At 61.2% G+C, this 16,661-nt stretch carries 12 protein-coding genes; 10 read left to right on the top strand and 2 right to left on the bottom strand.

What is annotated here, in order from left to right:
* Window positions 1-74 precede the first annotated feature (74 nt).
* Together FS767_RS18210 and FS767_RS18215 are read right to left on the bottom strand one after the other, a co-directional pair.
* Entirely contained in the window at window positions 75-1,520 is a 1,446-nt protein-coding gene (locus tag FS767_RS18210) for a DUF4214 domain-containing protein (RefSeq protein WP_144967227.1), read from the bottom strand.
* Window positions 1,521-1,537: 17 nt separating this feature from the next.
* Window positions 1,538-2,419, bottom strand: a complete 882-nt coding sequence (locus FS767_RS18215; RefSeq protein WP_144967249.1) for a hypothetical protein — start codon at window positions 2,417-2,419, stop codon at window positions 1,538-1,540.
* Window positions 2,420-2,942: 523 nt separating this feature from the next.
* On the opposite strand from FS767_RS18215, the gene FS767_RS18220 reads away from it, so the two are divergent.
* The 10 genes from FS767_RS18220 (at window position 2,943) to FS767_RS18265 (ending at window position 16,366) form a co-directional block, all read left to right on the top strand.
* A complete protein-coding gene (locus tag FS767_RS18220; protein ID WP_144967229.1) occupies window positions 2,943-4,790 on the top strand; it encodes a type I secretion system permease/ATPase in 1,848 nt (615 codons plus the stop codon).
* Window positions 4,791-4,802: 12 nt separating this feature from the next.
* The gene (locus FS767_RS18225; protein ID WP_144967231.1) at window positions 4,803-6,128 is read left to right on the top strand and encodes an HlyD family type I secretion periplasmic adaptor subunit; all 1,326 of its coding nucleotides are present in this window, start codon (window positions 4,803-4,805) and stop codon (window positions 6,126-6,128) included.
* Entirely contained in the window at window positions 6,125-7,540 is a 1,416-nt protein-coding gene (locus tag FS767_RS18230; protein WP_144967233.1) for a TolC family outer membrane protein, read from the top strand. Before FS767_RS18225 ends, FS767_RS18230 begins: the two co-directional genes overlap by 4 nt.
* A gap of 484 nt (window positions 7,541-8,024) precedes the next feature.
* Window positions 8,025-9,056, top strand: a complete 1,032-nt coding sequence (gene gmd / locus FS767_RS18235) for a GDP-mannose 4,6-dehydratase (RefSeq protein WP_058605499.1) — start codon at window positions 8,025-8,027, stop codon at window positions 9,054-9,056.
* Window positions 9,056-9,952, top strand: a complete 897-nt coding sequence (locus FS767_RS18240) for a GDP-mannose 4,6-dehydratase (RefSeq protein ID WP_144967235.1) — start codon at window positions 9,056-9,058, stop codon at window positions 9,950-9,952. Before gmd ends, FS767_RS18240 begins: the two co-directional genes overlap by 1 nt.
* On the top strand, window positions 9,949-11,091 hold the full coding sequence (locus tag FS767_RS18245) for a glycosyltransferase family 1 protein (protein WP_144967237.1): 1,143 nt from the start codon (window positions 9,949-9,951) through the stop codon (window positions 11,089-11,091). The genes FS767_RS18240 and FS767_RS18245 overlap by 4 nt, the downstream gene beginning before the upstream one ends.
* Complete coding sequence (locus FS767_RS18250) at window positions 11,088-12,197, top strand: glycosyltransferase family 4 protein (RefSeq protein ID WP_144967239.1); 1,110 nt, start codon at window positions 11,088-11,090, stop codon at window positions 12,195-12,197. The genes FS767_RS18245 and FS767_RS18250 overlap by 4 nt, the downstream gene beginning before the upstream one ends.
* A 75-nt stretch (window positions 12,198-12,272) precedes the next feature.
* A complete protein-coding gene (locus FS767_RS18255; protein WP_144967241.1) occupies window positions 12,273-13,244 on the top strand; it encodes an SDR family oxidoreductase in 972 nt (323 codons plus the stop codon).
* Window positions 13,241-14,245 (top strand): glycosyltransferase family 4 protein, encoded by a 1,005-nt coding sequence (locus FS767_RS18260; protein WP_144967243.1) that lies wholly within the window; start codon window positions 13,241-13,243, stop codon window positions 14,243-14,245. The genes FS767_RS18255 and FS767_RS18260 overlap by 4 nt, the downstream gene beginning before the upstream one ends.
* A 102-nt stretch (window positions 14,246-14,347) precedes the next feature.
* Complete coding sequence (locus FS767_RS18265; protein ID WP_144967245.1) at window positions 14,348-16,366, top strand: nucleoside-diphosphate sugar epimerase/dehydratase; 2,019 nt, start codon at window positions 14,348-14,350, stop codon at window positions 16,364-16,366.
* Window positions 16,367-16,661: the final 295 nt, after the last annotated feature.

A 16,661-nucleotide genomic window follows, 5' to 3' on the forward strand; every position in this document is an offset into this window, starting at 1 on the left:
CGACTCGAAAGCCGCCCCCTTTGGCATACGCCCGGCCTTGCGGCCGGGTGTACGTTTCGCTACGACAGGGCTAGTTACACCTGGCCGTGCAGTACAACGACGTTGTCGATGTGTGCAACAGCTTCGTTGGAACCAACGATGCCCAGGGCGACGTCTGCTTGCGAAGCACCGGCTTCGATCTGAGCAGCCCAGAAGGCCTTGCCAGCGTCATCGGCGCTGCGGTCCAGCGAGGACTGGTACAGCGAATCGATGAAGTCGGCGTTGGCTTTGGAAGCTGCTTCAGTCGAACCGACGATTGCCTGAGCAACTTCGGCACGGCTGGCGCCGTTGAACAGCTGCGATACCCAGTCCTGCAGGCCAACTTCGTCGGCGTTGCGGCCCAAGGCAGCGGCGTACAGGCTTTCAACGAAGGTGCCGTTGGAGGCATCCAGAGCCTGAGCTTCGGCCGAAACCGAAATTGCAGCAGCTACTTCGGCAAGGGTGCCGCCGTTGGCCAGCAGCGAGGTCCAGCCTTCAGCGCCAGTGTCACCGTCGGTGCCACGGCCCAGCAGGGCCTGGTACAGATCGTTGACGTCAGCAGCGTTGTTGCCACCAGCGAACTCGTTCGAGTTCAGGAAGGTGTTGGCAACGTCGGTCAGCGAAGTACCGTTGTTGACGGCGGCGGTGAAGAACTTGGCGCCATCGACGTCAGCATCACGACCCAGAACACCTTGGTACAGGCGCAGGGCTGCTGCTTCTGCTTCGTTGTGTGCCAGTGCGATGGATTGCTCTTCGCCGTCTTCACCAACGAACTTCAGGAACTCAGCGTCTTTGATTGCGGCAGTTTGGTTGCCGGTCAGGCTGACATTGAAGCTGTTACCAACGGTCAGCTCGTAGTCATCGCGCGAGCCGTTCAGCTGCACAACGTCGAAGCCAGCGCCAGCGTTGACGACATCGTTGGTGCCGCTCAGGATGATGGTGTCATCGCCCGAACCGGTGGTGATGTTGTTGTTGCCGTTGCCAGCAATAACGGTGTTGTTGCCGTTGCCGGTGACGATGGTGTCGTCGCCGTCACCAGCATCGATCAGGGTGTTTTGGTCGCCATTGACGGTGATAACGTCGTTGCCGTTACCGGTAGCAACTACCATCTCGATGCCAGAGGTATCAACAGCAGCTGGTGCAACAGCAGCTGCGAGCAGTTGAACGTCAGCAGCTGGAGCGGCTTGACCTTGCAGGTCAACAACCAGGTTGGCGTCGCTTTGCAGAACATAAGCGCTAACGCCAGCGGCTTCGGCAGCAGCCAGGTCAACAACAACCTGGTCACCTTTGGCGCCTTCGACTTCGCCGAGGACGATGTCAGCTTGGCCCGAAGTTGGCAGTGCAACGGCAGCGCCTTCGATGCCAGCAATGTTTACGGTTTCGACATTGTCCAGGTTCAGCAGGCTGTTGATGGCAGCGATGGTGGATTCGGACAGGTTGGCGCTATCGGCGGTCAGGGTGTCTTGCAGAGCGCTGCTCGACTGAGGGCTATCGTATTGCATGATGTATTCCTGTTACTTCAGGCCATTTGGCCCGCTGCAATAGTATTCTGCTGTGACGCAGAGTTTTCCCACGGAGACTTAAGGCGGGCAGCGTTCATCTTCGTTACGGGTGTTAGGGCGAGGTGCAAGGCCACCAACGGCTCGTTGCCGGTGGGGCCGTGCATCATCTGATTCGCGATCAGGCGTTGTGGTTCCGTATTTTTGAAAACAACAAGGCCAGTCAATTCGTAATGCTTGCGCAGTGGGCCTACCAGGCTAAAACCAACACAGATCAGCGGTAGTCCCTGGCCACGGGCACCGACTGTGGTGCCTGTCGAGACATTGCGGCATGGACCGGAGCCGGCCACCATGCACGTATAAAGAAGGTCGACGCCGACAGGCTTCTCGGCCCAGTCGATGGCGAAGGAATCGATGAACTCATCGGCGCCCGGCTCGCCAACCCAGCCTTCACCAGACACTACCTCACCGCTTTGGCTCAGGTGCGCGGTTAGGGTAATCGGCAGCGGCTTGGTGCTGGCGGCGATGGCTTGCGATGGGTCGGTGCTCGCCACTACTGCGAAGGTACGCATGATGGCAGGGGAGGTGTCGATGCGATCGATGCGCAAATCCACAGGCTCGATCACTTCGTCGAACATGTGGTACTCGGTGATCAGGACGGTGGTGATACCGCCTTTGACCCTGGCGACGATAGTGTCGCCAAGCTTGGTCAGCATGTTTTTGCTGACGCCCTCGGCGGGGAAGAAGTCGATGGAGCCTTTACCCAGCGGCGCTTGTTGCAGCGCGATGCAGACGGGTTTGTCTGCCGGAGGCTGGGAGGCGTACCTGAAAATATACATGCCCGGTTCGAGCAGGGTGACCCGGGAGCTGATTTTCAGGCCGTCCAGGGTTTGCGAAGGCATAGACATGGCGTTGTTAAGCTCCTTTTAAGCAATAACACTGGTAGCTAACGTGCTCAAACCCGTGCATACACTGAACTGCCATTGAAGGCTCCTTGCGAGTGGCGAAGATGCCGCTGGAGGGGAAAGATGTCAACCAAGAAATCTAAAAAAAATTTCATATGTGTGGGGAACTTAGCTATGAGGAACGCGATCTTTCACCGGTTTTCTATCATAACTGAGTAGCGGAGTAGGATTTTGTAAGCTTCGAAAAATTCCATGAAAATCATAGGCTTAAGATTTTTAGGCGATCGCATATTTGATTATGCTGGTTTTCTGGCGTCTACTTTTCGTCGCTGCTAAGGCCCGCTGCCGTTGGTCACTATGACCGCTTAGGCGAGTGACTGTTTCAAATCCTGCGTCAACTTTTCATGAATTCTTGCAGTTCGTCGCTGAACGAAGCGGTTCAAAGAGCAATCTGACACGCTGCCCTCTTTGGTGGGTGTTACACTGCCCGCCGCTTTCGCCACTCTTCAGTACGGACACCATGAGTTATCAATCCGAAAACAATCTGCAAGCCGCCCTCAGAGCCTGCAAAAGCAGCTTCCTTTCGGTCGGCTTCTTCAGTTTCTTCGTTAACGCGCTGATGCTGGTACCTACCTTCTTTATGATCCAGGTGTCAGGGCGCGTTGTACCGTCTAGCAGCTCATCGACGCTGCTTATGCTGACGTTAATCATGACGGTGCTTGTGGCAACCATGGGGGCACTGGAGTGGGTGCGCTCTCGCATAATGGTCCGCATCAGTAATCGTCTCGACGTGATGCTTAGTCGTGATGTGTACCGAGCGAGCTTCAAACGTGCGCTCACTAGCGGTGGATCGGATGCCACGGCTCAGTCGCTGAGCGATCTGACGTCCCTTCGGCAATTCTTAACTGGTCCTGGACTGTTTGCTTTCTTCGATGCCCCCTGGTTCCCGATCTATACCATCGTGATGTTCTTTTTTCACCCATGGTTCGGTTGGATGACATTAGGGTGCGGTGCGGTGCTGACCGTTCTTGCGGTAGTCAATCACCGAGTGACCGGTAAAGCGCTGTCCAGCGCCAACAAGCAAAACGTGGCCTCCAATGTAGTAACCACCAAAACTCTGCGCAACGCTGAAGTCATCGAATCAATGGGTATGCTCGAAACGTTGATGAACCGTTGGGCCAAGCGGCAGCGCAACATCATGAAGCTCCAGTCTGACGCGAGCGACAAAGGCGGTATTGTCAGTTCGACTTCGAAGACGTTCCGCATTTGGTCTCAATCCATCATGCTGGCGATCGGTGCCTATCTAGTGATTACACACGAAATCAACCCCGGCCTTTTGATGGCAGGTTCCCTGCTGCTAGGCCGCGCGCTGTCCCCCATCGACCAGATGATCGGCAGCTGGAAAGGCTTCGTCGCCGCCAAAGTCCAATACGACCGCCTCGGCAAAGTCATGGACGACCTGAAAAACGAACCTGAGCGCATGCCGCTTCCGGCTCCAGAAGGTCACATCCAGGTCGAGAACCTTATTGTCGCCCCGCCTGGCGCGAAGGCCCCGGTCATTCGCAGCATCAGCTTCGTGGCCCCGGCTGGCTCCATTGTCGGCATTGTCGGCCCAAGTGCCGCCGGTAAATCCACGCTCGTGCGCGCCCTGATGGGTATCTGGCCCCCTCAGCATGGCGTGGTCCGCCTCGACGGCGCCGATATCGCCAGCTGGGACAAGCAGGCCCTGGGCCCATACGTCGGCTACCTGCCGCAAGACATCGAGCTGTTTGAAGGCAGCATCAGCGAGAACATCGCCCGCTTCGACAAGATCGACCCGGAAAAGGTAGTGGAAGCCGCCCAGATGGCCGGCGTGCACGAGATGATCCTCATGCTGCCCGATGGCTACGACACGGTAATCGGCAGCGACGGCGTGAACCTGTCCGGCGGTCAGCGTCAGCGTATTGGTCTGGCCCGTGCCATTTATGGCAACCCGCGCCTGGTGGTGCTCGACGAGCCAAACTCCAACCTCGACGATGTGGGTGAGCGCGCCTTGGGCGTGGCCCTGCAAAAGCTCAAGGCAACCGGTGCCACAGTCTTTATCGTCTCGCACCGCCCTAACATCCTGACCCGCCTGGACCGCATTCTGGTCATGTCGGGCGGTACCATTTCGCTGTACGGCGAGCGTGACCGCGTTATCGCCGAGCTGGCAGCGCAACAGGCTAAAGGCCAACAGCGGGTCGCTCAGCCCGCGCCTGGCCAGCCACCGGCCGCGCCGCCTGCTGCACCCAATGCCACGCCACCGGCCACCCCGCCCGCTGCAACCAATGTCGCGCCGCCCGCAGCCCCCGCTGCCGCGCCTGCCACCACCACCAGCACCGGCGTGTGAAAGGATTTCTAGATGAGCAGTAAAGCGATCACTACCTTCGATCACAATTTCGACGACATGCCCACGTCCGACCGCGGCATTCGCCGCATCGGCCTGACTATCGTCTTCGTTACATTCGGCATTTTCGGCAGCTGGGCGGCCTTCGCTCCGCTCAGCAACGCTGTGCACGGTTCCGGTGTGGTCACCGTGCAGAACTACCGCAAGACCGTGCAGCACCTTGAGGGCGGCATCGTCAAGGAACTGCTGGCCCGTGACGGCGACTTGGTCAAGAAGGGCGACCCGCTGATTGTGCTGGATGAATCCCAGCTCAGCGCTGAATACGAGTCCACCCGCAACCAGCTGATCGTGGCGCGCTATAAAGAAGCACGCTTGCGGGCAGAGCGCGACGGCCTGAACGAAATCCCACCGGTGAAAATGGACGGGACCGATTCGGTCCGTGCTCAGGAAGCCATGGCGGGTGAGTTGCAGGTGTTCAACGCGCGGCGCAACTCGTTGCAGGGTGAAATCTCGGTCAACCGCGAGCGCATCCAGCAGATGAAGCAGCAGATCGCTGGTTTGAACGACATGATCGGGACCAAGAGTGGGCTTGAGAAGTCGTACACCGGTGAAATCAAGCAGCTAAAAGAGTTGCTGGCCGAGGGCTTCGTGGATAACCAGCGCCTGCTTGAGCAGGAACGAAAGCTGAACATGCTTAAGACCGATGTCGCAGATCACCGATCAAGCATCAATCAGACGAATCTGCAAATTGGTGAGGCAGAACTTCAGATCGTTCAGTTGAAAAAGAAATTCGACTCGGACGTTGCTAATGAGCTTTCCGACGTACAAGCACAAGTATTCGACTTTCAAGAAAAAGAAGCCGCGCTGCGCGACCGCCTGTTGCGCGTAGTGATTCGTGCACCTGAAAGCGGCATGGTTCTAGACATGAAGGTACACACCATCGGAGGTGTCATTAGTGCGGCGACGCCTATTCTGGACATCGTCCCTGCACAATCAGAGTTAGTAGTCGAGGCCAAGGTTGCGACGCGTGATATTGATCGCCTCGAGATGGGTAAAACTGCCGATATTCGATTCCCTGCATTCAACCAGGCGACTACGCCGGTCATTGAAGGCAAGCTGGTCCGCATTTCAGCGGACAGCCTGACCGATGAGCGCAGTGGCGACACCTACTACCTGGTGCGTGTGCAGGTAACTGAGGATGGCATGAAGAAGCTGGGTAACCGCAAACTGCACCCTGGCATGCCAGCCGAAGTGCTGATCAACGCCGGCGACCGCACCATGCTGCAATACCTGCTCAAACCGGCCCGCAACATGTTCGCCGAATCGCTGATCGAGGAATGATTGTGCTGCGTTTGCTACCTGGAATGCTGTTATGCGTGGCCGCCTGCCAGGCGCTGGCCGTCGAAGGCAATGAGGCTGTTGAGAAACAGCCTAAAGGCGTTTCAGCCTCTACCTATGCGCTGGATCTCGCTGGGTTATACCGCGAAGCCAGGCTGGAGGACCCCCGGGTGCTTGCAGCTTACGCTCGTGCACGCACTGCTGTGGCCCAGGAGCGCGAAGCCTTAGGTGGCTTATTGCCACAGGTATCGGCCAATGCCAATACAAGTCGAGTACTTCGCAAGAATGAAGTAGACCGTAATATCTATAACAACGAAAGCTATTCGTTGAGCTTGACCCAGTACCTGTACAACAAGCCGGCCTGGGAGCGGTACCAGAAGTCCAAGAGCGTCAAGGACCAGAAGGGCCAGCAGGCCGAGGACACCCTGGCCGAGGCCACGGTCGACCTCGCCAAGCGCTACTTCGTGGCCCTGGCCGCCGACGACGAACTGGCGCTGGTGCAGGCCGAACGCCGCGCCACGCAGAAGAACCTGGACCGCGTCACCAGCATGTTCGACCGGCAGATGGCCAAGATCACCGACAAGCTGGACATGCAGGCGCGCGTCGACTTCCTGGCCGCCCAGGAAGTGGAAGCCCGCAACCAGGTGCAGGTCAGCCGTGAGGCATTGGCCGAGATCGTCGGCCGGCCGATCACCGAGCCCTTGAGCCGGGTGCGTAACGATGTGGCCCTGCAGGCGCCCTCGCGGCCTTTGCAGGAATGGGTCACGCAGGCAGTAGAGGCTAACCCGGCGCTGAAGGCTTCCAAAAGTGGTGCTGAAGCGGCCGTGGCGGCCGTGCGCGAAGGGAAGGGCGAGCACTACCCGCAGCTGTCCCTGAGCCTGAGCGCTCAGCAAAGTGACCAGGGTTACGACAACACCCAAGCCCCTCGCAGCGACAGTTATGTTGCCACTTTGGGCGTAAAGATCCCGATCTATAGTGGTGGCTCCACCTCGGCGCGGGTGCGCGGACTATATGACGAGCAACTGGCTGCCGAAGAGCAGCTTGAAGGCGTTCGCCGTCAAGTAGTGAAGGAAACCACCACCGCCTTCCTCACTGCCCAGGCTGCGGTTGAGAAGATCCGCGCCAACCGCAATGCGCTGTCCTCGGCCCAACAGTCCAGCGTGGCTGCGCAGAAAGCGTTCAGTTATGGGGTGGTCAATGCGGTCGATGTACTGACCAGCGTGCAGAACGAGTTCAAGGCGCGTCGTGATTTGCTCAAGACTCAGTACGACTTCATCACCAATCTGTTCCTGCTCAACCGCTGGGCGGGTCAGCTCAACCAGGACAGTGTGGACAACGTGAATGTGTGGCTGAGCCCCGTGCCTGAGCCGACCTTGCCGGGCGGTGACGTGGCGCGGCTGGATGCGCGTCGCTGATTGGGTGTGGGGTGTAGCCTGGGCGGTTGAAAGGCGTCGCTGCGCAGACGCCTGATACTGTTCCTAAGAGCCTTCCGCGTTCCCCGTGTGGGAGCGGCCTTGCGCCGCGATGGGGCGCGCAGCGGCCCCGGCACTATCAACTGCGAAGCTGGAATCCTAGGGCCGCTTCGCAGCCCATCGCGGCGCAAGGCCGCTCCCACACGGGCTAGGGCCAGCCTTCAGAACTCAGCCAAAATCAGACCATTCCTACAGGCCAATCACTGGCCATTCTCCCCCCTGGAACTTATTCTCCCGCGCCGGTTCCTAACCCCTTCAATAAAGCCTGACCGGCAGCTGGCCGCGCGCCAGTACTTTGTGAGTCGAGTACTCCCCCCGACCTATGTATACTGCCGCATGCAAGCGAGTACGCGCGGCTCGGAGCTGCCGCGTCAAGCCCCAATAATCACACATGCCCGCACGGCACTATCGGAGTTGGTTAAGTCGCATGAAAGCAATCGTTACTGGGATCACTGGTCAAGACGGCGCCTACCTGGCGGAACTGCTGCTGGAGAAGGGCTATACGGTCTACGGCACCTACCGTCGTACCAGCTCGGTTAACTTCTGGCGCATCGAGGAGTTGGGTATCCACACCAACCCTAACCTGCACTTGGTCGAATACGACCTCACTGACCTGTCGGCCAGCATCCGCCTGCTGCAAACCACCGAAGCCACCGAGGTGTACAACCTTGCCGCCCAAAGCTTCGTGGGTGTGTCCTTCGAGCAGCCTTTGACCACAGCCGAAATCACCGGCCTGGGCGCTGTCAACCTGCTCGAAGCCATCCGCATCGTCAACCCGAAGGTACGCTTCTACCAGGCCTCCACCTCCGAAATGTTCGGCAAGGTGCAGGAAATCCCTCAGGTCGAAACCACCCCGTTCTACCCGCGTAGCCCCTACGGTGTGGCCAAGCTGTACGCCCACTGGATGACCATCAACTACCGCGAGTCGTACAACATCTTCGCCACCAGCGGCATCCTGTTCAACCACGAGTCGCCCCTGCGCGGCCGTGAGTTCGTGACCCGCAAGATCACCGACTCGGTCGCCAAGATCAAGCTGGGCCTGCTGGACAAGCTGGAGCTGGGCAACCTCGACGCCAAGCGCGACTGGGGCTTTGCCAAGGAATACGTCGAAGGCATGTGGCGGATGCTGCAGGCTGACGAGCCGGACACCTTCGTGCTGGCCACCAACCGCACCGAAACCGTGCGTGACTTCGTCACCATGGCCTTCAAGGCCGCTGGCATCGAAATCAACTGGAGCGGTAAGGAAGAAGCCGAGCAAGGCACCTGCGCTGCAACCGGCAAGGTCCTGGTCGTCATCAACCCGAAATTCTACCGCCCAGCCGAAGTCGAGCTGCTCATCGGCAACCCGGCCAAGGCCAAGCAGGTACTGGGCTGGGAGCCAAAAACCAGCCTCGAAGAGCTGTGCCGCATGATGGTCGAAGCCGACCTGCGTCGTAACGAAAAAGGGTTCTCGTTCTGATGCAAATGGCCAGCAAACGCGCACTCGTCACCGGGATCAATGGTTTCACAGGTCGCTACATGGCGGCAGAATTGCGGGCCAATGGTTATGAAGTGATCGGTACCGGGAGCCAGCCCTCGGCGGCGCCCGACTACCATCAGGTCGACCTGGCCGATGGGCCGGGCCTGCGTGCGTTGCTGGCCGAACTGCAGCCGGATGTGATCGTGCATCTGGCTGCCATTGCGTTTGTCGGGCACGGTGCTGCCGATGCCTTCTATCAGGTCAACCTGATCGGCACGCGCAACCTGCTCGAAGCCATTGCGGCCTGCGGCAAGGCGCCCGAGTGCGTGCTCATTGCCAGCAGCGCCAATGTCTACGGCAATGTTTCCGAAGGGATGCTGGACGAGCACACCCCGCCTGCACCTGCCAACGACTACGCCGTCAGCAAGCTGGCGATGGAGTACATGGCAAGGCTGTGGTGCGACCGGCTGCCGATCGTCATTACGCGTCCGTTCAACTACACAGGTGTTGGGCAGGCCGAGAACTTCCTGCTGCCCAAGATCGTTTCGCACTTCCAGCGCAAGGCCCCAGCCATTGAGCTGGGCAACCTGGATGTGTGGCGTGACTTCAGCGACGTGCGCGCCGTGGTGCGTGCCTACCGCGGCCTGATCGAGGCGCGGGCAGTGGGCCAGACCGTGAACGTGAGTTCCGGCATCACCCATTCGCTGCGCGAAGTCATCGCTAAATGCTCGGCCATCACCGGGCACACGCTTGAGGTGCAGGTAAACCCCGCGTTCGTGCGCGCCAACGAGGTCAAGACCTTGTGCGGCGACAACGCCCGCTTGCGGGCATTGGTGCCAGGCTGGCACACGCCTGAACTGGATGAAACGCTGGGTTGGATGCTTGCCGGTCAATGAAGGTCATTCTTTCCGTCGAATCGGTCCGCTTCCCGCTGACCGGTATCGGGCGTTACACCTACGAGCTGGCCTCGCGGCTGCAGCACTGCGATGACATCGACGACCTGCGGCTGTTTGCCGGGCGCAGCTTCGTGCCAGAGCTTCTCAAGCCTGCAGACCAGTCCGATGCCGTGCATGGGCTCAAGCGTTTCGTCCAGAAAAACGCCTTGGCCGTCGAAGCCTACCGGCGCTTGATGCCGTTTCTGCGTAAGCGTGCACTGCGTGGTCATGATGACTTCATCTACCACAGCACCAACTTTTACCTGCCGCCCTTCGCAGGCCGGAGCGTCGCCACGTTCCACGACTTGTCGCCGTTCACCTGGGCCCATTGCCATACCCCGCAGATCGCCCGGTATTTGCAAAAGGAGCTCATGCTGACGCTTGAGCGGGCCGATGCGCTGATCACGGTGTCCCATTACATTCGCCAGGAGCTGGCGGATTACTTCAACTGGCCGCTGGAGCGCATTCATGCGGTTCCCCTGGCCAGCTCGCCGCAGTTCCACCCCCGCAGCCCGCAGGCGCTCACACAAACGCTGGCGCGTCATGGTCTGGAACCTGGCGGCTACAGCCTGTTCGTGGGCACCATCGAGCCGCGCAAGAACATCGAGAACCTGCTCGACGCTTATGGTCGCCTACCGCTTGCCCTGCGCCAACGCTGGCCGCTGATCCTCACCGGCTACCAAGGCTGGCGCAGCGAGGCCATCCACGCCCGCATCGCCCAGGCGCAGCAGCAGGGCTGGGCCCGCTACCTGGGCTTCGCCCCCAGCGAAGACTTGCCGTTGCTGTTCGCCGGCGCCCGCCTGTTCACCTTCCCGTCGCACTACGAAGGCTTTGGCCTGCCCGTGCTCGAAGCCATGAGCTCCGGCGTGCCGGTGGTGTGCTCCAACAGCTCTTCGCTGCCGGAAGTCGCTGGCAATGCAGCGCTCATGTGCGCGCCCGACGACGTGGACGGCCTGACCGCACTGCTGCAACGCGGCCTGGAAGACGAAGCCTGGCGCGCCTCGGCCATCGCCCAGGGCTTGCAGCATGCCGGTGGTTTCTCGTGGGAGCGGTGTGCCCAAGGCACCCTTGGGGTGTATCAAGCGGTCAAGCAACGATGATCAAGGTCCTGCATTTTTTCAAAACCTATTACCCCGATTCCATGGGCGGTATCGAGCAGGTGATCTTCCAGATCGCCGAAGGCACCCAGGCCCACGGTATCGAGCCCGAGGTGCTGTACCTGAGTTCACGCGGCGCTGCCCGCAACGAGCCGGTGGCCAACCACCTCACGCACCGCGCCAAGCTCGACCTGCATGTCGCCTCCACCGGCTTTTCGCTGTCGGCGTTCAAGGACTTTGCCGAACTGGCCCGCAAGGCCGATATCGTGCATTTCCACTTCCCCTGGCCGTACATGGACCTGGTGCACTTCGCTACCCGGCTGAACAAGCCGACCGTGGTCAGCTACCACTCCGACATCGTCAAGCAGAAGTGGCTGCTCAAGCTGTATCAGCCGCTGATGAACCGCTTTTTCTCCAGCGTCGACCGGATAGTGGCGTCCTCGCCCAACTATGCGGCGCACAGCCCGGTATTGACCCAGTTCAAGGACAAGGTGTCGATCATCCCGTATGGTCTGGACCGGTCCACCTACCCCAAGGCCAGCGCCGAAAAGCTGGCGTACTGGCGGCAACGGTTAGGCGAGCGGTTTTTCCTGTTCGTCGGGGCGCTGCGTTATTACAAGGGGCTGGACTACCTGCTGGAGGCCGCACGCATCAGCGGCTTGCCCGTGGTCATCATGGGCGGCGGTTTTCTGGAGCAGCAGCTGCGCCAACAGGCCAGCGACGCGGGCCTGAGCCAGGTGCAGTTCCTGGGTGGCTTGCCAGACGAAGACAAGGTGGCACTGCTGGAACTGTGCTATGCCTTTACCTTCCCGTCGCACCTGCGCTCGGAGTCCTTCGGCATCTCGCTGCTGGAAGCGGCCATGTACGGTAAGCCGCTGATCTCCTGCGAAATGGGCTCCGGTACCACCTTCATCAACCTGGCCGACCAGACCGGGCTGGTGGTACCGCCGCGCGATGCACCGGCACTGGCCCAGGCCATGCAGCGGCTGTGGGAAGACCCGGCCCAGGCCCAGGCCATGGGTGCCGCCGCCCAGCAGCGCTTCGAGCACGTCTTTACCGCATCGGCCATGGCCAATGCCTACGCCGAGCTTTATCGCAGCCTCTTGTAGCCCGGTCAGCCAGGCACAACAGGGGCGAAGATCGCCGCATGCCGGCCTTGCCGGCGTGAACCGAGAACGGATTTCATGGAACGACGCACGCTATTGATCACTGGGGCCTCGGGCTTTGTTGGCAGCGCCCTGTGCCAGCGCCTGGCGACGGTCGAAGGCCTTACGCCCCGCGCCGCCTTGCGCCGCGGCAGCCCATTGCCTTTGGCAGGCATTGACGCGGTCACCGTTGCGGACCTTGGCGCCGATACTGACTGGCAAGCGGCCCTTATCGATGTAGACGTCGTGGTGCACGCGGCGGCGCGCGTGCACGTGATGAAGGAAACTGCCACCGACAGCCTGGCCGAATTTCGCCGTGTGAACGTGCAGGGTACGCTCAACCTGGCCCGCCAGGCGGCGGCTGCGGGCGTGCGCCGTTTCATTTTCATCAGCTCGGTCAAGGTCAATGGCGAAACCAGCCAGCCGGGCCGGCCCCTGCGTGCCGACGATACCCCCGCGCCCCAGGACGCCTATGGCGTTTCAAAGCATGAGGCCGAGCAGGGGTTGCAAGCGGTAGCCGCCGAAACGGGCATGGAAGTCGTCGTCATCCGCCCGGTGCTGGTCTACGGGCCAGGCGTCAAGGCCAACTTCCTCAGCATGATGCGCTGGCTGGAGCGCGGCGTGCCCCTGCCGCTGGGGGCGGTACACAACCGTCGCAGCCTGGTCTCGCTGGGTAACCTGGTCGACTTGATCATCACCTGCGTGGATCATCCTGCGGCCGCGGGCCAGACGTTCCTGGCCAGCGACGGTGAGGATGTATCACTCAGCGAGTTGCTGCGGGCCCTTGGCCATGCGTTGGGCCGTCCAGCCCGCCTAGTGCCGGTGCCAGCCGCGCTGTTGCAAATGGGCGCCGCGCTGCTGGGGCGCCGTGACCTGGCCCAGCGCCTGCTGGGCTCGCTGCAAGTGGACATCACCAAGAACCACCAGCTGCTGGGCTGGCGACCGCCCTACACGCTGGAGCAAGGCCTGGCCGCCACCGCCCGCGCCTTCAAGGAGAACCACCGCCCATGACCGCCATCCTCATCGTGGCAGGCATCGCCACCTGGCTGATGACGGCCGCACTGCGCCGCTACGCGTTGTCGCGCAGCCTGCTGGACATCCCTAATGCCCGCAGCTCGCACACCTTGCCCACGCCCCGTGGCGGCGGGGTGGCCTTCGTCGTGGCCTTCATGGCCGGCGTGCTGGTGCTGGGCTGGGCAGGGTATGTGGCGCCGTCGGTGCTGGTGGGCATCCTCGGGGCAGGGGGCCTGGTGGCCGTGATCGGGTTCATGGACGACCACGGCCACATCGCGGCGCGCTGGCGCCTGCTGGGGCACTTTGCCGCAGCCGCCTGGGGGCTGGCCTGGCTGGGCGGCCTGCCACCCATCAGCGTGTTCGGCTGGCCGTTGCATGCCCTGTGGCTAGCCGCGCCGCTGGGGCTGCTGTACTTGGTCTGGCTGCTGAACCTCTACAACTTCATGGACGGCATCGATGGCATTGCCAGCATCGAAGCCATTTGTGTGTGCCTGGGCGGCACCGTGCTGTTCTGGCTGGCGGGTGCGCCGGGTGCTGCGTGGCTGCCGCTGCTGCTGGCCGCCACCGTCACCGGTTTCCTGATCTGGAACTTCCCGCCGGCGCGCATCTTCATGGGCGATGCCGGCAGCGGTTTTCTCGGCATCGTACTGGGTTTGCTGGCAATCGTGGCAGGTTGGATAGATCCGCTACTCTTCTGGGGGTGGTTAATACTTCTGGGTGTGTTCGTGGTGGACGCTACCTTCACCTTGGCGCGCCGTTTGCTACGCGGTGAAAGGGTCTACGAAGCACACCGCAGCCATGCCTACCAGCACGCCTCGCGGCGCCACGGCCGTCACCGGCCGGTGAGCCTGGCGGTGGCGGCCATCAACCTGGGCTGGCTGCTGCCCGTCGCGTTGGTCGTGGTGGTGCTCAAACTGGATGGGGCAACCGGAACCTTGGTGGCCTATGCCCCTCTGATACTGTTGGCAATTGCCTACCGGGCAGGGGAGAAGGAATAGCATGCTCCAGCAAGGCAGGCGCAATCAGGGTTGTACAGGGCTGTATGTTCGGCAGTCGCTCTGGTCATTTTCACAATTTGGCGTAGCCATGAGGAAAACCGGATGAGCAACGCAAAGAACGACAGGCTACGGCAATTTCTGGTCACCCTGTCACGCCGGCAGAAACGCCTTATCCAGGTTTGCACGGACATTGTCCTCATCTGGTTCGCCCTGTGGCTGTCGTTCATCGTGCGGCTGGGCGTGGAGGAAATGTACAACCCCATCGTCGAGCACACCTGGCTGTTCATGGCCGCGCCGTGCGTGGCCATCCCCTTGTTCATCCGCTTTGGCATGTACCGGGCGGTGATGCGCTATTTCGGCAACGATGCGCTGGTGGCGATCATCAAGGCGGTGACCCTGTCTTCGTTGATTCTGGCGGTGGTGGTGTACTGGTACAGCAACCACGAGGTGGTGGTGCCGCGCTCGATCATCTTCAACTACTGGTGGTTGAGCATGGTGATCATCGGCGGCTTGCGCCTGATCATGCGCCAGTATTTTCTGGGCGACTGGTTCACCGGCGCCCATCAGATCCCTTTCGCCAACCGCGACGACGGGCAAATCAAGGTAGCCATCTATGGCGCAGGTACCGCCGGCAACCAGTTGCTGGCGGCGCTGCGCATGGGCCGGGTGATGCGCCCGGTGGCCTTCCTCGACGATGACGGCGACCTGGCCAACCGGGTCATTTCCGGGCTGCAGGTGTACAAGCCCAAGCACTTGCAGCAGATGCTCAAGGAAACCGGCGCCCAGGAGGTGTTGCTGGCACTGCCGTCAGCCACCCGCGCGCGGCGCCGGGAAATTCTCGCCCTGCTCGAACCGTACCCGCTGCACGTGCGAAGCGTGCCGGCCTTTGCCGACCTGGCCACTGGCCGGGTGAAGGTGGACGATATCCAGGACGTGGACATTGCCGACTTGCTGGGCCGCGACCCGGTGCCCGCGCAGGAAGGCTTGCTGGAGCGCTGCATTCACAAGCAGGTGGTGCTGGTGACCGGTGCCGGTGGCTCCATTGGCGCCGAGCTGTGCCGGCAGATCATCGGCCTTGGGCCCAAGACCTTGCTGCTGCTGGACCATGCCGAGTTCAACCTCTACAGCATCCTCAGCGAGCTGGAGCAGCGCGTGGCCCGGGAGTCGCTGTCGGTGCAGCTGCTGCCGATCCTGGGCTCGGTGCGCAACCAGCAGCACCTGGCCGATGTGATGAGCACCTGGCGTGTGGATACCGTCTACCATGCCGCCGCTTACAAACATGTGCCAATGGTCGAGCACAACATCGCCGAAGGCATTCTCAACAATGTCTACGGCACTCTGTGCACGGCCCAGGCGGCGTTGCAGACCGGGGTGGCCAACTTCGTGCTGATCTCCACCGACAAGGCCGTGCGCCCGACCAATGTGATGGGCAGCACCAAGCGTTTGTCCGAGTTGATCCTGCAGGCGCTCAGCCGAGAAGCGGCGCCGGTGCTGTATGGCGATTGCAACAAGATCGCGCGGGTGAACAAGACCCGCTTCACCATGGTGCGTTTCGGCAATGTGCTGGGCTCGTCCGGTTCGGTAATCCCGCTGTTCCACCAGCAGATCAAGACAGGTGGCCCGCTGACGGTTACCCATCCGAAGATCACGCGTTACTTCATGACCATCCCGGAGGCGGCGCAACTGGTAGTGCAGGCCGGGGCCATGGGGCAGGGTGGGGATGTGTTCGTGCTGGACATGGGCGAGCCAGTGCGCATTGTCGAGCTGGCGGAGAAGATGATTCACCTCTCGGGCTTGAGCGTGCGCAGCTCCTCCAACCCTCAGGGCGACATCGCCATCGAATTCACGGGGTTGCGGCCGGGTGAGAAGTTGTACGAGGAGCTGCTGATCGGCGACGACGTATCGCCCACCGCGCACCCGATGATCATGGCGGCCAATGAGGACTACCTGGCGTGGGAGCGGTTGCGCGAAGGGCTGACGCTGTTGTTGGCGGCGGTGGCCGAAGACGACTTCACCCGCGTGCGGCAGTTGCTGCGCGAGATGGTGAACGGCTATTCGCCCCAGGGCGATATCGTGGACTGGGTTTACCTGCAGCGCCGCCAGGGGCCGGTGGAGCGGTAAGTGCTTGGCCTGCCTATCGGGTTTGGCGCTCGAGCGGGTGGTCGTGCCTTTGCAGCCATCGCTATTGATGTGCGGACTGATACCTTGGGGCCGCTGCGCGGCCCATCGCGGCGCGAGGCCGCTCCCACAGATGCGAGTAGGCCTGTGCTTCACGCCGTGTTATCGCCTGCCTAGCACCGCATTTGAAGGCTAACACCTCCCCGGGTGGGAGCGGCCTAGCGCCGCGATGGGCCGCAAAGCGGCCCCAAGATCTAAGGCGCGCCCACCATCTCTGCGACTCCCACAGGTGAGAGTA

The sequence above is a fragment of the Pseudomonas sp. DE0010 genome (assembly GCF_007680745.1).
GTDB classification, from domain to species: domain Bacteria; phylum Pseudomonadota; class Gammaproteobacteria; order Pseudomonadales; family Pseudomonadaceae; genus Aquipseudomonas; species Aquipseudomonas parafulva_B.